Genomic DNA, 14865 nt, shown 5'->3' on the forward strand with positions numbered 1-14865 from the left:
ATCATGGCGGTTACCGTGTCTCCGGAAAGCACCGTCGTCGCCACCCCGGTCCAGCGCGCTTTTCGCGAAGCGCTCTATGCCGGCGCCATCTCGCTTGGCCTGTTCGTGCTGTTCATCGGCCTGAAGACCGACCAGAACATCTCCAACGAACTGATCCTGGTGCAACGCTGGGGCTTGCTCGCCGGCGTCGTGATCGCCACCATGGCAGGACGCTTCCTTTATGTCGCCTATGGCCAACCCTTCCTGGCGAACCAGAAGATCGTCGACGTCGCCACCGGCCTGCTGCCGGTCAGCCTGGCTTCGCGATTCTTCCGCCTTCCCGCGTTCATCGTGGCGCTCGCCGTCGCCGTTATTCTGCTCGCGCTCAGCAGCTTTCTGACCGAGGCCTTAGGGCCGGAACTTTCCGATTTTGTGCGGTTCCTGCGGGCGCTCGCAATCATCTATGCGCTGGCCTGGCTGATATATCGCTTCCGGGCCTTCATTCACGCTCATTTCTCGGCATTGGGGGTAACCGCACTGGCGCTCTACCCGATTATCGTGGTGTTGGTGCTGGCTCTATATGCCGGGTCGATGGCCGCCGGTTTCCAGGGCTCGCTGAAATATGTCGACAATTACGGCATCCAGATCCTGATCTACGTGATGCTGGCTTGGGGGCTGAATATCGTTATCGGCTTGGCCGGCTTGCTCGATCTCGGCTATGTCGCCTTCTACGCCGTCGGTGCCTACGCCTATGCGCTGCTCGGCACGCATTTCGGCCTCTCCTTCTGGATCCTGCTGCCCGCCGCCGGCCTGATGGCTGCGTTCTGGGGCGTGATGCTCGGCTTCCCGGTGCTGCGCCTGCGCGGTGACTATCTGGCGATCGTGACGCTCGCCTTCGGCGAAATCATAAGGCTGGTGATCATCAACTGGCGCGAGGTGACCAACGGCTCGGCCGGCATTTCCGGCATCCCGAAGGTGTCTTTCTTCGGCCTGATGTCGTTCAACGTTTCCGATCCGAACTACATCTCGAAGGTGCTCGGCATCGCCCAATCGGGTGCCTACTACAAGATATTCCTCTACTATTTGATCCTTGGGCTCTGCCTGCTGACGGCCTTCGTCACCGTGAGGCTCAGGCGTCTGCCGGTCGGACGCGCCTGGGAAGCGCTGCGCGAGGACGAGATCGCCTGCCGCTCGCTCGGTATCAACACCACCACCACCAAGCTCACGGCCTTTGCCACGGGCGCGATGTTTGGCGGCTTCGCCGGCTCGTTCTTTGCCGCGCGGCAAGGCTTCGTCAGCCCGGAATCCTTCGTCTTCCTGGAATCCGCGATCATCCTTGCCATCGTCGTGCTTGGCGGCATGGGCTCGCTGGTCGGCATTGCCGTCGCCGCGATGGTGATGATCGGCGGCACCGAAATCCTGCGCGAACTGGATTTCCTCAAGACCGGCCTGAGTTGGGGCAACATCAAGGTTATACCCGGGTTCGGCCCCGACTTCACGCCGGAGCTTTATCGCATGCTGTTGTTCGGCATGGCCATGGTCATCGTCATGCTGTGGAAGCCGCGCGGCTTCGTCGGCAGCCGCGAGCCGACAGCCTTCCTCAAGGTGCGCAGGGCGGTGTCGGGGTCCTTCACCAAGGAGGGACACGGCTGATGAACGCGAGCCCCTCCGTGAACGATGCCATCCTGCAGGTCGATCATTTGTCGATGAAGTTCGGCGGTCTCGTCGCCATCGGCGACCTGTCGTTCCAGGCCAAACGCGGCGAGATCACCGCGCTGATCGGTCCCAACGGCGCCGGCAAGACCACAGTGTTCAATTGCATCACCGGTTTCTACAAACCGTCGGAAGGCATGATCACGCTGAATCGGCGCGACGGCTCGACCTTCCTGCTCGAACGTTTGCCGAATCATGAAATCCCGGCGCGGGCCAAGGTGGCGCGCACCTTCCAGAACATCCGCCTGTTCTCGGGCATGACGCTGCTGGAGAACCTGCTGGTCGCCCAGCACAACAAGCTGATGAAGGCGTCCGGCTATACCATTCTCGGCCTGTTCGGTTATAGCGGATACAGACAGGCTTCGGCGGAATCGGTTGAACTGGCCAAGCACTGGCTGGAAAAGGCCGATCTCGTCGACCGCGCCGACGATCCTGCCGGCGATCTGCCCTATGGCGCGCAGCGACGGCTCGAAATTGCTCGCGCCATGTGCACCGGCCCTGAGCTTCTGTGCCTCGACGAGCCGGCCGCCGGCCTTAATCCGAAGGAATCGGCGGCGCTCAATGCACTGCTGATGGACATCAAGGACAACACCGGCACGTCGATCCTTTTGATCGAACACGATATGGCGGTGGTTATGCAGATTTCAGACCATGTCGTCGTGCTCGAATACGGGCGCAAGATCTCCGACGGCAACCCGCAATCGGTGCGGACCGACCCGCGCGTCATCGCTGCCTACCTCGGCGTCGAAGACGAGGACGTCGAGACGGTGCTGACGGAAGTCGGCGACGAAGACGTCATTGAGCAATTGGATACGGGTCCGGATGCGGCCCACGGCCCAGGCACATCGTCTTCGTATCTCGCCGGACCGGTTGTCGACACGGTTGGCCACAGCGAGGGCGAACGCGTCACCGTGTCAAAGGGCGCTTCGAAAGCCGGGCAGATCGATGCAAGGTCGAGTGCCGCGGCAAAGTCCGGATCGCCGGCCAAAGCCAAATCGGCCGCGAAATCTTCTGCCGCAAAATCTTCCACTGCAAAGCCGGCCTCCAAGGCTCCGGTGAAGTCAAAAACTCCCGGCACCTCTAATCGGCGTGGAGGGCGGAAATAATGGCCGGCACAACGCTGCTCGATATCAAGGGCGTCCAGACCTACTACGGCAACATCAGGGCGCTGAACGGCGTCGATGTCACGGTCAAGCAAGGTGAGATCGTAGCGCTGATCGGTGCCAACGGCGCCGGCAAGTCGACGCTGATGATGACCATCTTCGGTGCTCCCCGCGCCCGCGCGGGTACCATCACATTCGCCGGTACCGACATCACCCAGATGCCGACCCACGAGATCGCGCGCATGCGCATCGCCCAGTCGCCGGAAGGGCGCCGCATTTTCCCGCGCATGACGGTGATGGAAAACCTGCAAATGGGCGCCAGCCTCGACAACCTCGAGCATTATGACGAGGACGTCGAGAAGGTGTTCACGCTGTTTCCACGCCTGAAGGAACGCATTGCCCAGCGTGGTGGCACGCTGTCCGGCGGCGAGCAGCAGATGCTGTCGATCGGGCGCGCGCTGATGGCGCGGCCGAAGCTGCTTTTGCTCGACGAGCCGTCGCTTGGCCTGGCGCCGCTGATCGTCAAGCAGATATTCGACGCTATCCGCGAGCTGAACCGCACGCAGGGACTGACCGTGTTCCTGGTCGAGCAAAACGCCTTCGGCGCTCTGAAGCTCGCCACGCGCGGCTATGTCATGGTCAACGGCAACGTGACGATGAGCGGCACCGGCAAGGAGTTGCTCGCCAATCCGGAGGTGCGCGCCGCCTATCTCGAAGGCGGCCATCACTGAGTTTCAGGAGACATCAATCATGCAGGGCATTGTCTATGAGGAACCCTCGATCTGGCAGTTCTTCTTCGTCACCTGCCTGCTCGGCGGCTGGGCGGCGTGGATGACGGGCAAGGCATGTGCGCAGACGTGGCGCAGCTTCGCCCAGTTGTTCGCCTACATGCTGGGGCTCGGCATCGGCGTAAGATTCATCCATCATGCGCTGTTCGGCGGAACGATGTTTTCGCTGCATTACTACGTGGTCGACACCATCGTGCTGATGATATTGGGCTTCATTGGCTACCAATACACGCGCACCAACCAGATGGTAACGCAGTATAATTGGCTTTACGAAAGAGCCTCTCTTTTGAGCTGGAAACCAAAAGGTTGACATTTATCATTAACGGCGCTTCAGGGATGAATCGGCGTGACAAGTGCCTGAAAATCGGCAAAGTACTCTTTCTGCGAGCAAGAGTGGGCATCGCATGAAAGCAACATCCACGCCCACTCGGTAAATGGGAGCGTTTCAATGAAAAAGTCACTTTTGTCCGCCGTCGCCCTGACCGCGCTTGTCGCGTTCAGCGGCAGCGCGTGGGCTGACATCCTGATCGGCGTTGCCGGTCCGATCACTGGCCCGAACGCAGCATTCGGCGCGCAGTTGCAGAAGGGCGCCGAACAGGCTGCCGCCGATATCAACGCGGCTGGCGGCATTAACGGCGAGCAGATCAAGATCGAGGTCGGCGACGACGTGTCGGATCCGAAGCAGGGCATCTCGGTCGCCAACAAGTTTGTCGCCGATGGCGTCAAATATGTCGTCGGCCACTTCAATTCGGGCGTCACCATTCCGGCGTCAGAGGTCTATGCCGAGAACGGCATTCTCGTCATCACGCCTTCCGCGACCAACCCGAAGCTGACCGAGCGGGGCCTGTGGAACACGTTTCGTACCTGCGGACGCGACGATCAGCAGGGCAAGGTTGCCGGCGACTACCTCGCCGCGCACTTTAAGGACGGCAAGATCGCCGTCGTCCACGACAAGACGCCTTACGGCCAGGGTCTCGCCGACGAAACCAAGAAGGCACTCAATGCTGATGGCGTGACCGAAGCCATGTATGAGGGCATCAATGTCGGCGACAAGGACTTCTCGGCGTTGATCGCCAAGATGAAGGATGCCGGCGTCAACGTCGTCTACTATGGCGGCCTGCACACCGAGGCCGGCCTGATTATGCGCCAGCTCGCCGATCAGGGTCTCAAGGCCCAGTTCATGTCCGGCGACGGCATCGTGTCGAACGAATTGGCCTCCATCGCCGGCGATGCCGTCGACGGCACGCTGATGACGTTCGCTCCCGATCCGCGCAAGAACCCGAACGCCAAGGAACTCGTGGAGAAGTTCCGCGCCGCCGGTTTCGAGCCTGAAGCCTATACGCTCTACTCCTACGCCGCGCTGCAGATCGTCGCCGCCGCCGCCAACAAGGTCGGCTCTTCCGACGACGCGCAGAAGGTTGCGGAAGAGATCAAGAAGAGTGGCCCGTGGAAGACCGCCATCGGCGACATCGGCTATGACGCAAAGGGCGACATCACCCGTCCCGACTACGTCATCTACACTTGGAAGAAGGGTGACGACGGCAAGTACACCTACTTCGAACAATAAGCCGGCAAACGCCTGCAGCCCAAAAAATGCCCGGCGCCTCGCGCCGGGCATTTTTCATTTGTCTTTTGCTTCATCGCATAGCCGCAAGGATTTAAATCGGTTTAGCCGACGTCTCCATTTTTGTTTGCACTGCAGCATTTTCGCGCTAATCATGTCCAGCAGTTCCCTTTCCCGCGTCCGGAGCCCTGTCCTTGGCAATCTCGAAGATCCTTGTCGCCAACCGCTCCGAAATAGCCATCCGCGTCTTCCGCGCGGCCAATGAGCTCGGCCTCAAAACCGTGGCGATCTGGGCAGAGGAGGACAAATACTCCCTGCATCGCTTCAAGGCCGACGAAAGCTACCAGGTCGGGCGCGGGCCGCATTTGGCCAGGGACATGGGGCCGATAGAAAGCTATCTGTCGATCGAGGAGGTTATCCGCGTCGCCAGGCTATCGGGCGCCGATGCCATCCATCCAGGCTACGGCCTGCTGTCGGAAAGCCCGGAATTCGCCGAGGCCTGCGCCACGGCCGGCATCATCTTCATCGGGCCAAAGCCGGATACGATGCGCAGGCTAGGCAACAAGGTCGCCGCTCGCAACCTCGCGATCGAAGTCGGCGTGCCGGTAATTCCCGCCACCGATCCCTTGCCGGACGACATGGCGGCGGTAAAGGAACTCGCCAAGACGATCGGCTACCCGGTGATGCTCAAGGCATCCTGGGGCGGCGGCGGCCGCGGCATGCGCGCCATCCGCTCCGAGGCCGATCTCGCGCGCGAGGTCATGGAAGGCAAGCGTGAGGCGAAGGCGGCTTTCGGCAAGGACGAGGTCTATCTCGAAAAGCTGATCGAGCGCGCACGCCATGTCGAGGTGCAGGTACTGGGCGACACTCATGGCAACGCCGTGCACCTGTTCGAGCGCGATTGTTCGATCCAGCGCCGCAACCAGAAAGTGGTCGAGCGGGCGCCGGCGCCCTACCTCGAAATGTCACAGCGCGAGGAGCTTTGCGGCTACGCGCTGAGGATCGCGCGCGAAACCAGCTATATCGGCGCCGGCACGGTCGAGTTCCTGCAGGATGCCGATACCGGAAAATTCTACTTCATCGAGGTCAATCCGCGTATCCAGGTCGAGCACACGGTCACCGAACAGGTGACCGGCATCGACATCGTCAAGGCGCAGATCCATATCCTCGACGGCTTTGCCATCGGCACGGCGGAATCGGGCGTTCCGGCGCAGAAGGACATCAGGCTCAACGGCCACGCGCTGCAGTGCCGCATCACCACGGAAGATCCCGAGCATAATTTCATCCCCGACTATGGCCGCATCACCGCCTATCGCGGTGCCACCGGCTTCGGTATCCGCCTTGATGGCGGCACCGCCTATTCGGGCGCGGTCATCACCCGCTTCTACGATCCGCTGCTGGAAAAGGTAACGGCGTGGGCGCCGACGCCGGCCGAGACCATCGCCCGCATGAACCGGGCGCTGCGCGAATTCCGCATCCGCGGCGTGGCGACCAACCTCACGTTCCTCGAGGCGATCATCAATCACCCGAGCTTCGCCGACAATTCCTACACCACCAAGTTCATCGACACGACGCCGGAACTGTTCGCCAGTGTGAAGCGGCAGGACCGCGCGACCAAGCTGCTCAACTACCTTGCCGACGTTTCGGTCAATGGTCATCCCGAGACGCGCGGCCGGCCGCAGCCAAAGGCCGATGCGGCGCCACCGGTAGTGCCATATCTCAACGGCAATGTGCCTCAAGGCAGCAAGCAGAAGCTCGACGTGCTCGGGCCGGAGAAATTCGCCGCGTGGATGCGCGAGCAAAAAGAGGTGCTGGTCACCGACACGACAATGCGCGACGGGCATCAATCCTTGCTCGCGACGCGTGTGCGCACCTATGACATTGCCGGAATTGCCGGCACCTATGCGCGTGCTCTGCCGCAGCTTTTGTCGCTCGAATGCTGGGGCGGCGCCACATTCGACGTCGCCATGCGCTTTCTCACCGAAGACCCATGGGAGCGGCTGTCGCTGGTGCGCGAGGCAGCACCCAACCTTCTGCTGCAGATGCTCCTGCGCGGTGCCAACGGCGTCGGCTATACCAACTATCCCGACAATGTCGTCCAGCATTTCGTCCGCCAGGCCGCTGCCGGCGGCATCGACCTGTTCCGGGTCTTCGACTGCCTGAACTGGGTCGAGAACATGCGCGTGGCCATGGATGCGGTCGGCGCCGAGGGCAGACTGATCGAAGCGGCGATCTGTTATACCGGCGACATACTCGATCCGGCGCGGGCGAAATACGATCTGAAATACTATGTCGGCCTGGCCAGGGAATTGCAGGCGGCAGGCGCCCACATCATCGCCGTCAAGGACATGGCTGGGCTTCTAAAGCCGAGCGCTGCCCGCGCGCTGTTCAAGGCACTGCGCGAGGCGACGGACCTGCCGATCCACTTCCACACCCACGACACATCCGGCCTGTCGGCGGCAACGGTGCTGGCGGCGGTGGAGAGCGGCGTCGACGCCATCGACGCGGCGATGGATTCGCTATCGGGCAACACCTCGCAGCCTTGCCTGGGTTCGATCGTGGAGGCGCTGAAGGGCACCGAGCGCGATCCGGGCCTCGACCCGCAGTGGATCAGGAACATCTCGTTCTACTGGGAGGCGGTGCGCAACCAGTATTCAGCCTTCGAAAGCGACCTGAAGGGGCCGGCATCGGAGGTCTATCTGCACGAAATGCCGGGCGGTCAGTTCACCAACCTCAAGGAACAGGCGCGCTCGCTCGGGCTGGAGACACGCTGGCACGAAGTGGCGCAGACCTATCACGACGTCAATCTGATGTTCGGCGACATCGTCAAGGTGACGCCGTCGTCCAAGGTCGTCGGCGACATGGCGCTGATGATGGTGAGCCAGGACCTGACCGTCGCCGACGTCGAGAATCCGGCGAGGGACATCGCCTTCCCGGATTCGGTGGTGTCGATGTTGCGCGGCGATCTCGGCCAGTCGCCGGGCGGCTGGCCAAAGCCATTGCAGAAGAAGGTGCTGAAGGGCGAAAAGCCGATCACGGTGCGGCCGGGTTCGCTGCTCAAACCGGCGGACCTCAAGGCCAGTCGCGCGGAGGTCGAGGAAAAGCTCGAGCGCAAGCTCAGCGAGTTCGAGTTCGCGTCGTGGCTGATGTATCCGAAGGTGTTTTCCGATTTTGCCGCCGCGCAGGAGACCTACGGGCCGGTCAGCGTGCTGCCGACGCCGACCTATTTCTACGGCATGAAGCCGGAAGACGAGATTTTCGTCGACATCGAAAAAGGCAAGACGCTGGTGGTGCGCTGCCTTGCCATCGGCGATGTCGACGAAAAGGGCATGGTCACCGTGTTCTTCGAGCTCAACGGGCAGCCGCGCCGGGTGAAGGTGCCGGACCGGGCGCATGGCGCGTCCGCTGCCAAGGCACGGCGCAAGGCGGAGCCGGGCAATGAGGCGCATGTCGGCGCGCCGATGCCTGGCGTCGTCTCGGCGCTTGCGGTCGCTGCCGGCCAGGCGGTGAAGGCCGGCGACGTGCTGCTGTCGATCGAAGCGATGAAGATGGAAACGGCGTTGCATGCCGAACGCGACGGCACCATAGCCGAGGTGCTGGTCAAGGCCGGCGACCAGATCGATGCCAAGGATCTGCTGATCGCGTTCGGGTGAAACAGGCCGGCATCAGAGAGACTTGTCGGCGCCTGGCAGCAGCCCTTCATGCCGCATCGATAGTACCTTGACCCGCCGCGCCCGGTCGGGCATCGAACCGCTGCAATTCGCCCGCTCGGGTCACCCCGAGTCGCGGCGAGAAACGACGCGGAGAGAAGAATATGGCCGACGACATCACCGAGACCAGCCAGACTGTTGCCGCCGGCCAGCTGCGCGCCTTCATCGAACGAATCGAGCGGCTCGAGGAAGAGAAGAAGACGATTGCCGACGACATCAAGGAAGTGTTCGCCGAGGCCAAGGGCACTGGCTTCGACACCAAGGCGATGCGGTCGATCATCCGGCTGCGCAAGAAGGACCAGGCCGAGCGGCAGGAAGAGGAATCCATCCTCGATCTGTACAAGGCTGCGCTCGGCATGGTGTAAAGGCCGGCCTCGGCGCCGGAGACGATCGCGGGAGAAGCGGTTCTGACCATGGATTCCAGCCATGAGCGAATTCGATTTTGGCGCCCGCCGCGCCTCTGAATTCCGCCAACGCAGCTTCTGGACGCTGTTCGCGGAACGGCATCCGGATGAAAGGGCTCTGTTGGCGAGGCGCGGACCGTGGTTCTGGCAGCGTGGGCTGCCCGATTTCGCATTGGTCCTTTCCATGTATGTCGCGCCTGCGCACAATCATGTCGGCGTCTTCTTCGGCCGCAACGAGAAGTTCGGTGCCACGCAAGCCTGGTCGCGGTTGAAGCCGTTCCAGCCGGCCATCGAAGACAGGCTGAAGCTCAGGCCAGAACAAAGTTGCGACGGCCTCGGCATCAATTCGATGTGGCGGGTGAATTGTTTTGCCGAGGACAATTGGCCGGCGATGACCGACTGGCTGGTGACGGAAGCCTCACGTTTCGAGCGCGCGATTGCCGAAGTTCTGGGTCAGGAATAAAGCAGGGTTTCCAGACGCAATCCTTGTGGAAGGGTTGCTCTGGTGAGCAGCCAGGGAGCCGATCGATCGATGACGATCATGTCGCGCGTTGCCGCCTTCTTCCGCTCACGCTGGTTCGGCGGCGTGCCGCTCGATCGGCTGTTCTGGCGCGACCTGGTCGTTGTCGGCACAGCGATCAACGTCGCGTCGTCGGTGGGGGCGCTCATTCTGCTAGGATTGAAGCTGCCGCTTGCGCTCGTCCTGGCGGTGCATTTCGCGCCGGTGCCCTACAATATCTTCCTGACCTTTGCCGTTTGGCGAACTGCCGGAAAATCGAGTGGCGTCATGGCCTCGCTGATGACGCTTGGCGCCACGTTGTGGCTGATCCTGGTGGTTGTGGCCTGACGATCAGGCGGCCGGCTCGAATTTGAGCGCCACGCCGTTGATGCAATAGCGCAGACCCGTCGGCGGCGGGCCGTCCTCGAAGACGTGGCCGAGATGGCTGCCGCAGCGGGCGCAATGGCATTCGGTGCGGACCATGCCGTAGCTGCGGTCGACGGTAGTCTCGACCGAACCCGGCACTGGGTCGTTGAAGCTCGGCCAGCCGGTGCCGCTCTCGAATTTCAGCTTGGATTCAAACAAGGGCTGGTCGCAGCCGACGCAGGAGAAGGTGCCGGCGCGCTTCTCGTGCAGCAGGGCGCAGCTTCCCGGCCGCTCGGTGCCGTGGTTGCGCATCACCGCATATTGCTCGGGCGTCAGCCGGGCGCGCCATTCGGCATCGGTGCGGGTAACGGGGTAGGTGTGGCTGTCCATTTTTTCCTCTTAGCTTATGTCGCTATTTGGGTTGCCTTCGCAACTTCGTCTGAAATAGGCATTTGTTACGGCGTTTGCTCGTATTTCCTATCCTGCCGCGAAGAATCCCTCAGGCGATGGCGGCGAGATAGCGCGCAACCGATGCTGAAAATGCCGCCTTTGCGTCTCCGATGACGTTCTGGTTCCACCATGCGCCGTAGATATGGTCGAACGCGAAAGGCTCCAGCGCGGCCTTGATGCCGTGCACTTTCGTCGCGTTGAGCGGGATATAGTTCGGATAGCTGTACATGAAGCTTACATGACGGCGGGTCGGCGTCACCTGCAGGATGTCGCCGGCCAGGATGGCATTGCCGCCGTCGCGCTTCCAGTGCAGCACCTGGCCACCGGCAAAGTGGCCGCCGCAGCGGATGAGCGTCAGAGACGGGGTTATGGCGCGCATCTCGCCTTCCCAACTGATGATTGCCGGATGCGGCCGCATGATCCAATGACGATCATCGGCGTGCAGATAAATCGGCACGCCGCCAAACGCCGCGCTCCATTCGACCATTGCCGAATAATAATGGCAGTGCGAAATGGCGATGGCGGCCAGGCCGCCCCGGCGGTTGATCTCGGCCACCGCCACGTCGCTGACCATCGAGATGCAGTCCCACAGCACATTGCCGTGCGGCGTTTGCGCCAGCAATGCGCGCTGGCCGATAGCGAAGCGCGGCTCGATGCCGAAGGCGAGCACGCCGGCATCATCCTTGATCACGACCCGATGCCCGGCGGCGAGCTCTTCCGGCGTGGTCCAGGCCTGACCCTCCCAGCGCACATATTGCCGCTCGTCCTCGCAGATCGGGCAATGTCGCGGCGGCGTCGCTGTCGCCGCGAACTGGACACCGCATTGCAGGCAAAGGAAACAGGTCGACCGTCCTGTTTTGCGTGGATCCATTCAGTGCTTCCTTGAAAGTTGCTTCGTCGCGGCTTCGAGGCCGGCGAGCGTCAGCGGAAACATGCGGCCGCCAAAAATATCGCGGATCATGGCAATCGAATGGGTAAAACCCCAGTTCTTCGCGTCTTCCGGATTGAGCCAAATGGCGTTCGGCCATTGCTGCAGCAGCCTGCCGAGCCAGACGGCGCCGGCCTCCTTGTTCCAATGCTCGACCGAGCCGCCGGGTTGAGCGATCTCATAGGGGCTCATCGAGGCGTCGCCGACGACGATCACCTTGTAGTCGGGGCCATATTTATGGAGGAGATCGAAGGTCGGAATCACCTCGGCATGGCGGCGGCGATTGTCCTTCCACACGCCCTCGTAGAGGCAGTTGTGGAAATAGAAATATTCGAGCTGGCGGAACTCGGCGCGGGCGGCCGAAAACAGCTCCTCGACACTCCTGACATGGTCGTCCATCGAGCCGCCGACATCGAAGAACATCAGCAGCTTCACGGCATTGCGACGTTCGGGTTGTGTCTTAACGTCAAGATAACCGTGCTCGGCGGTGGCGTGGATGGTGCCGGGCAGGTCGAATTCCTGTTCGGCGCCTTCGCGCACCCAGCGGCGCAAGCGCTTCAGCGCGACCTTGATGTTGCGGGTGCCGAGTTCGACGGCGTCATCGAAATTCCTGAACTCGCGTTTGTCCCAGACTTTTACCGCGCGGCGGTTGCGGCTTTCGTGCTGGCCGATGCGCACGCCTTCGGGATTGTAGCCATAGGCGCCGAAGGGCGAGGTGCCGCCGGTGCCGATCCATTTCGAACCGCCCTGATGCCGGCCGTTTTGCTCCTCCAACCGCTTCTTCAGCGTCTCCATCAGCTTTCCGAAGCCGCCCAGCGCCTCGATCAGCTTTCTCTCCTCGTCGGTCAGGTGCTTTTCGGCGAGCCTCCGCAGCCATTCCTCCGGGATGTTTGCGACATCGACCGCGTTTTCGCCAGCTTGCGCCTCGACACCTTTGAAGATGTGCGAAAAGACCTGGTCGAAGCGGTCGATGTGGCGCTCGTCCTTCACCAGAGCGGCGCGGGCGAGATAGTAAAAGCCCTCGACATCATAGTCGACCAGCCCGGCCTCCAGCCCCTCCAGCAGCGACAGATATTCGCGGAGCGAGACCGGAACCCGCGCTGCCTTCAGTTCGAGGAAGAAGGGGATGAACATGGTCCGACTTTATCTGTGTCCCTCGATCTTCTCCCGTGCGGCGCTGGCGATAAAGGCGGAACGCGTCAGACCACGCCGACCCGCTTCTTCGTCGATTGCCGCCAAAAGACCTGCGTCGAGCGACAGATTGGCCCGGACAGGCCGTCCGGAATCGATCAGCACAGGGATCATCACGGCGGATTCACCGGCAGCGCTATCGACTTCGCCCAGTCGGAGCAGATCTGCCACAGTGCGCGCCGCGGGCAAGGGCAAGTTCTTCGCCATTCGTGTCTCTGCCCATTCGCGAACGGCAGAAGTCGCATCGGCTATCGCCTCTTCGGGACTTGCGCCACCGCCGTGACATCCGGGAAGATCAGGCACCCGCACTCCCCAGACTTCATCTGCGCCGTCAAGAATTCCGACATAGTGCGTCATGATTCGTCCTTAAATCCATCCAGCAAGCCGGGCGATCGACCGCGCAACACCCAGAGATTGTTCGCGATGCCGCGGCACGATAATCATGATCTCCGGCCTTTCCGGATGCTCGTACTTCTCGTGTTTGCCGCCGCCTACGTTCACCCAGCCGTCACGTAAAAGCCTCGTGACAATCTTGCGCGTGTTGGTCTCGATCAGCGGCACTGTCGCCCCTGATCATGTGCAATATATTGCGCACAGGTGATTATTTCAATCGTTGGCCTCATCATAGCAGATCGTATTCGATGAAGCCGGTCCTGCGCGCCACGTGGTCGTAGAGCTTGCGCGCGGTGGTGTTGGTTTCGTGGGTCATCCAGTAGACGTTCTTGACGCCGATCTTGCCGGCTTCCTGCTTGACCGCTTCGATCAGGGCGGCGCCGACGCCCTTGCCGCGTACATCGGGGTCGGCGAACAGGTCCTGCAGGTAACAGTTGTTTATCTGCGACCAGCAGGAGCGATGGTAGAGATAGTGCGTCAGGCCGACGGCCTTGCCGTCGAGGGTGGCGATGAAGCCTTTCGGCTCGAACTCGCCCGCCGTGAACAGCCGCTTCCAGGTGACGGCGTAAACCTCTTCCGGCAGCTTGGTTTCGTAGAAGGTGAGATAGGCGGTCCAAAGACGCCGCCAATCGGCGTGGTCGGATTGCACAAGCGGGCGGACGGTGATCTCGGTCATTTCATTTCCCTCTGAAGTCGGCAACCCGAAGCTGCCTTCACGCCTCGCTGGCTGCAACGGTCCAGCGAAGGGAAAGCGCTGTCCGGCGGCTTCCGGCCGACCGCCCCTCACCCCTGCCGTCTCGCCATAAAGGCCAGGCGCTCGAACAGATGCACGTCCTGTTCGTTCTTCAGCAACGCGCCATGCAGCTTGGGCAGCACGTTCTTCGGGTCGGCGCGCAGGTCCTCGGGCGCGATCTCGTCGGCGACCAGCAGGCGGATCCAGTCGAGTGCCTCGGAGGTCGACGGCTTCTTCTTGAGGCCCGGCACGTCACGGATTTCATAGAATTGCGTGAGTGCGGCGCGCACCAGGTTCTGCTTGATGCCGGGATAGTGCACGTCGACGATTTTGTGCAGCGTCTCGACGTCGGGAAAGCGGATGTAGTGGAAGAAGCAGCGGCGCAGGAAGGCGTCCGGCAGCTCTTTTTCGTTGTTGGAGGTGATGATGACGATCGGCCGGACTGTGGCACGGATGGTCTCGCCGGTCTCGTAGACGAAGAACTCCATCCGATCCAGTTCCTGCAACAGATCGTTGGGGAACTCGATATCGGCCTTGTCGATCTCGTCGATCAGAAGCACGACTTTCTTGCCGGCAGCAAAGGCGTCCCACAGCTTGCCGCGCTTGATGTAATTGCGGATGTCGTTGAAGCGCTCGTCGCCGAGCTGGCTGTCGCGCAGCCGCGAGACGGCATCATATTCATAGAGGCCCTGCTGCGCCCGCGTGGTCGATTTGACATGCCATTCGATCAGATCGATGCCGAGCGCCGCCGCCACCTGGCGGGCAAGTTCGGTCTTGCCGGTACCGGGCTCGCCCTTGACCAGCAACGGCCGCTCGAGCGCGATCGCCGCGTTGACCGCCACCATCAGATCCTTGTCGGCGACATAGGCTGCCGTGCCTTTAAAACGCATTTTTGCTCCCGGGTTCATCGCGCGACCCTAAGGAGGCGGCCTTCGCTGTGCAAGGCGCTGCTGGCAAAGCGGGGATCTTGCCGGCGCGACCCTCGTCGAGCGGTTCTGCGTCGATTTAAGACTCGAAACATGTCGTCTCTCTGGCGCTTGGTCT

The 14865-nt window shown here is 61.8% G+C and carries 16 protein-coding genes; 9 read left to right on the plus strand and 7 right to left on the minus strand.

Annotated elements, in window-relative coordinates; translation table 11 throughout:
* Window positions 1–3: 3 nt before the first annotated feature.
* From livM to NKH99_RS13890, 9 genes are all read left to right on the plus strand, one after another.
* Window positions 4–1632, plus strand: coding sequence for a high-affinity branched-chain amino acid ABC transporter permease LivM (gene livM, locus NKH99_RS13850; protein WP_353014405.1), 1629 nt, complete (start codon window positions 4–6; stop codon window positions 1630–1632).
* Window positions 1632–2798, plus strand: coding sequence for an ABC transporter ATP-binding protein (locus NKH99_RS13855; RefSeq protein WP_353014406.1), 1167 nt, complete (start codon window positions 1632–1634; stop codon window positions 2796–2798). The genes livM and NKH99_RS13855 overlap by 1 nt, the downstream gene beginning before the upstream one ends.
* Window positions 2798–3526, plus strand: a complete 729-nt coding sequence (locus tag NKH99_RS13860) for an ABC transporter ATP-binding protein (RefSeq protein ID WP_352471239.1) — start codon at window positions 2798–2800, stop codon at window positions 3524–3526. The genes NKH99_RS13855 and NKH99_RS13860 overlap by 1 nt, the downstream gene beginning before the upstream one ends.
* A 19-nt stretch (window positions 3527–3545) precedes the next feature.
* The gene (locus NKH99_RS13865) at window positions 3546–3893 is read left to right on the plus strand and encodes a DUF6867 family protein (protein WP_352471238.1); all 348 of its coding nucleotides are present in this window, start codon (window positions 3546–3548) and stop codon (window positions 3891–3893) included.
* A 138-nt stretch (window positions 3894–4031) separates the two neighbouring features.
* Entirely contained in the window at window positions 4032–5150 is a 1119-nt protein-coding gene (locus NKH99_RS13870; protein WP_352471237.1) for a branched-chain amino acid ABC transporter substrate-binding protein, read from the plus strand.
* Between the two features lie 191 nt (window positions 5151–5341).
* Window positions 5342–8800 carry a pyruvate carboxylase gene (gene pyc, locus NKH99_RS13875; protein ID WP_352471236.1) on the plus strand — a complete coding sequence of 1153 codons (3459 nt, stop codon included), beginning with the start codon at window positions 5342–5344 and terminating at the stop codon, window positions 8798–8800.
* Window positions 8801–8961: 161 nt separating this feature from the next.
* Window positions 8962–9222, plus strand: coding sequence for a DUF2312 domain-containing protein (locus NKH99_RS13880; protein ID WP_023719653.1), 261 nt, complete (start codon window positions 8962–8964; stop codon window positions 9220–9222).
* Between the two features lie 61 nt (window positions 9223–9283).
* The gene (locus NKH99_RS13885) at window positions 9284–9724 is read left to right on the plus strand and encodes a hypothetical protein (RefSeq protein WP_292658543.1); all 441 of its coding nucleotides are present in this window, start codon (window positions 9284–9286) and stop codon (window positions 9722–9724) included.
* 78 nt (window positions 9725–9802) lie between these two features.
* Window positions 9803–10108: a hypothetical protein gene (locus NKH99_RS13890; protein WP_352613554.1), complete on the plus strand. Its 306-nt coding sequence runs from the start codon at window positions 9803–9805 to the stop codon at window positions 10106–10108.
* A 3-nt stretch (window positions 10109–10111) separates the two neighbouring features.
* Here NKH99_RS13890 and msrB read toward each other — a convergent pair whose 3' ends face one another.
* The 7 genes from msrB to NKH99_RS13925 form a co-directional block, all read right to left on the minus strand.
* Window positions 10112–10516, minus strand: coding sequence for a peptide-methionine (R)-S-oxide reductase MsrB (gene msrB / locus NKH99_RS13895; protein ID WP_027152870.1), 405 nt, complete (start codon window positions 10514–10516; stop codon window positions 10112–10114).
* Window positions 10517–10625: 109 nt separating this feature from the next.
* On the minus strand, window positions 10626–11447 hold the full coding sequence (locus NKH99_RS13900; protein ID WP_352540327.1) for an MBL fold metallo-hydrolase: 822 nt from the start codon (window positions 11445–11447) through the stop codon (window positions 10626–10628).
* Window positions 11448–12638, minus strand: coding sequence for a vWA domain-containing protein (locus NKH99_RS13905; protein WP_352831303.1), 1191 nt, complete (start codon window positions 12636–12638; stop codon window positions 11448–11450). It abuts the gene before it with no gap.
* Between the two features lie 9 nt (window positions 12639–12647).
* Window positions 12648–13052 carry a type II toxin-antitoxin system HicB family antitoxin gene (locus NKH99_RS13910; RefSeq protein ID WP_254816428.1) on the minus strand — a complete coding sequence of 135 codons (405 nt, stop codon included), beginning with the start codon at window positions 13050–13052 and terminating at the stop codon, window positions 12648–12650.
* Between the two features lie 9 nt (window positions 13053–13061).
* Window positions 13062–13256 carry a type II toxin-antitoxin system HicA family toxin gene (locus NKH99_RS13915; RefSeq protein WP_126104508.1) on the minus strand — a complete coding sequence of 65 codons (195 nt, stop codon included), beginning with the start codon at window positions 13254–13256 and terminating at the stop codon, window positions 13062–13064.
* A gap of 61 nt (window positions 13257–13317) precedes the next feature.
* Window positions 13318–13764, minus strand: coding sequence for a GNAT family N-acetyltransferase (locus tag NKH99_RS13920; RefSeq protein ID WP_352814863.1), 447 nt, complete (start codon window positions 13762–13764; stop codon window positions 13318–13320).
* Window positions 13765–13871: 107 nt separating this feature from the next.
* Window positions 13872–14711 carry an AAA family ATPase gene (locus NKH99_RS13925; RefSeq protein WP_353014407.1) on the minus strand — a complete coding sequence of 280 codons (840 nt, stop codon included), beginning with the start codon at window positions 14709–14711 and terminating at the stop codon, window positions 13872–13874.
* Window positions 14712–14865: the final 154 nt, after the last annotated feature.

Origin of the sequence: Mesorhizobium sp. M0854 (genome assembly GCF_040319815.1) — a bacterium.
GTDB lineage: Bacteria > Pseudomonadota > Alphaproteobacteria > Rhizobiales > Rhizobiaceae > Mesorhizobium.

Bases quoted from the DNA above. Each gene is read 5' to 3' on its own strand.
- NKH99_RS13860 (WP_352471239.1), top strand. From the start codon at position 2,798: ATGGCCGGCACAACGCTGCTCGATATCAAGGGCGTCCAGACCTACTAC.
- NKH99_RS13925 (WP_353014407.1), bottom strand. From the start codon at position 14,711: ATGCGTTTTAAAGGCACGGCAGCCTATGTCGCCGACAAGGATCTGATG.
- livM (WP_353014405.1), top strand. From the start codon at position 4: ATGGCGGTTACCGTGTCTCCGGAAAGCACCGTCGTCGCCACCCCGGTC.
- NKH99_RS13855 (WP_353014406.1), top strand. From the start codon at position 1,632: ATGAACGCGAGCCCCTCCGTGAACGATGCCATCCTGCAGGTCGATCAT.
- NKH99_RS13920 (WP_352814863.1), bottom strand. From the start codon at position 13,764: ATGACCGAGATCACCGTCCGCCCGCTTGTGCAATCCGACCACGCCGAT.
- NKH99_RS13865 (WP_352471238.1), top strand. From the start codon at position 3,546: ATGCAGGGCATTGTCTATGAGGAACCCTCGATCTGGCAGTTCTTCTTC.
- NKH99_RS13900 (WP_352540327.1), bottom strand. From the start codon at position 11,447: ATGGATCCACGCAAAACAGGACGGTCGACCTGTTTCCTTTGCCTGCAA.
- NKH99_RS13905 (WP_352831303.1), bottom strand. From the start codon at position 12,638: ATGTTCATCCCCTTCTTCCTCGAACTGAAGGCAGCGCGGGTTCCGGTC.
- NKH99_RS13890 (WP_352613554.1), top strand. From the start codon at position 9,803: ATGTCGCGCGTTGCCGCCTTCTTCCGCTCACGCTGGTTCGGCGGCGTG.
- msrB (WP_027152870.1), bottom strand. From the start codon at position 10,516: ATGGACAGCCACACCTACCCCGTTACCCGCACCGATGCCGAATGGCGC.
- NKH99_RS13870 (WP_352471237.1), top strand. From the start codon at position 4,032: ATGAAAAAGTCACTTTTGTCCGCCGTCGCCCTGACCGCGCTTGTCGCG.
- NKH99_RS13885 (WP_292658543.1), top strand. From the start codon at position 9,284: ATGAGCGAATTCGATTTTGGCGCCCGCCGCGCCTCTGAATTCCGCCAA.
- NKH99_RS13880 (WP_023719653.1), top strand. From the start codon at position 8,962: ATGGCCGACGACATCACCGAGACCAGCCAGACTGTTGCCGCCGGCCAG.
- NKH99_RS13910 (WP_254816428.1), bottom strand. From the start codon at position 13,052: ATGACGCACTATGTCGGAATTCTTGACGGCGCAGATGAAGTCTGGGGA.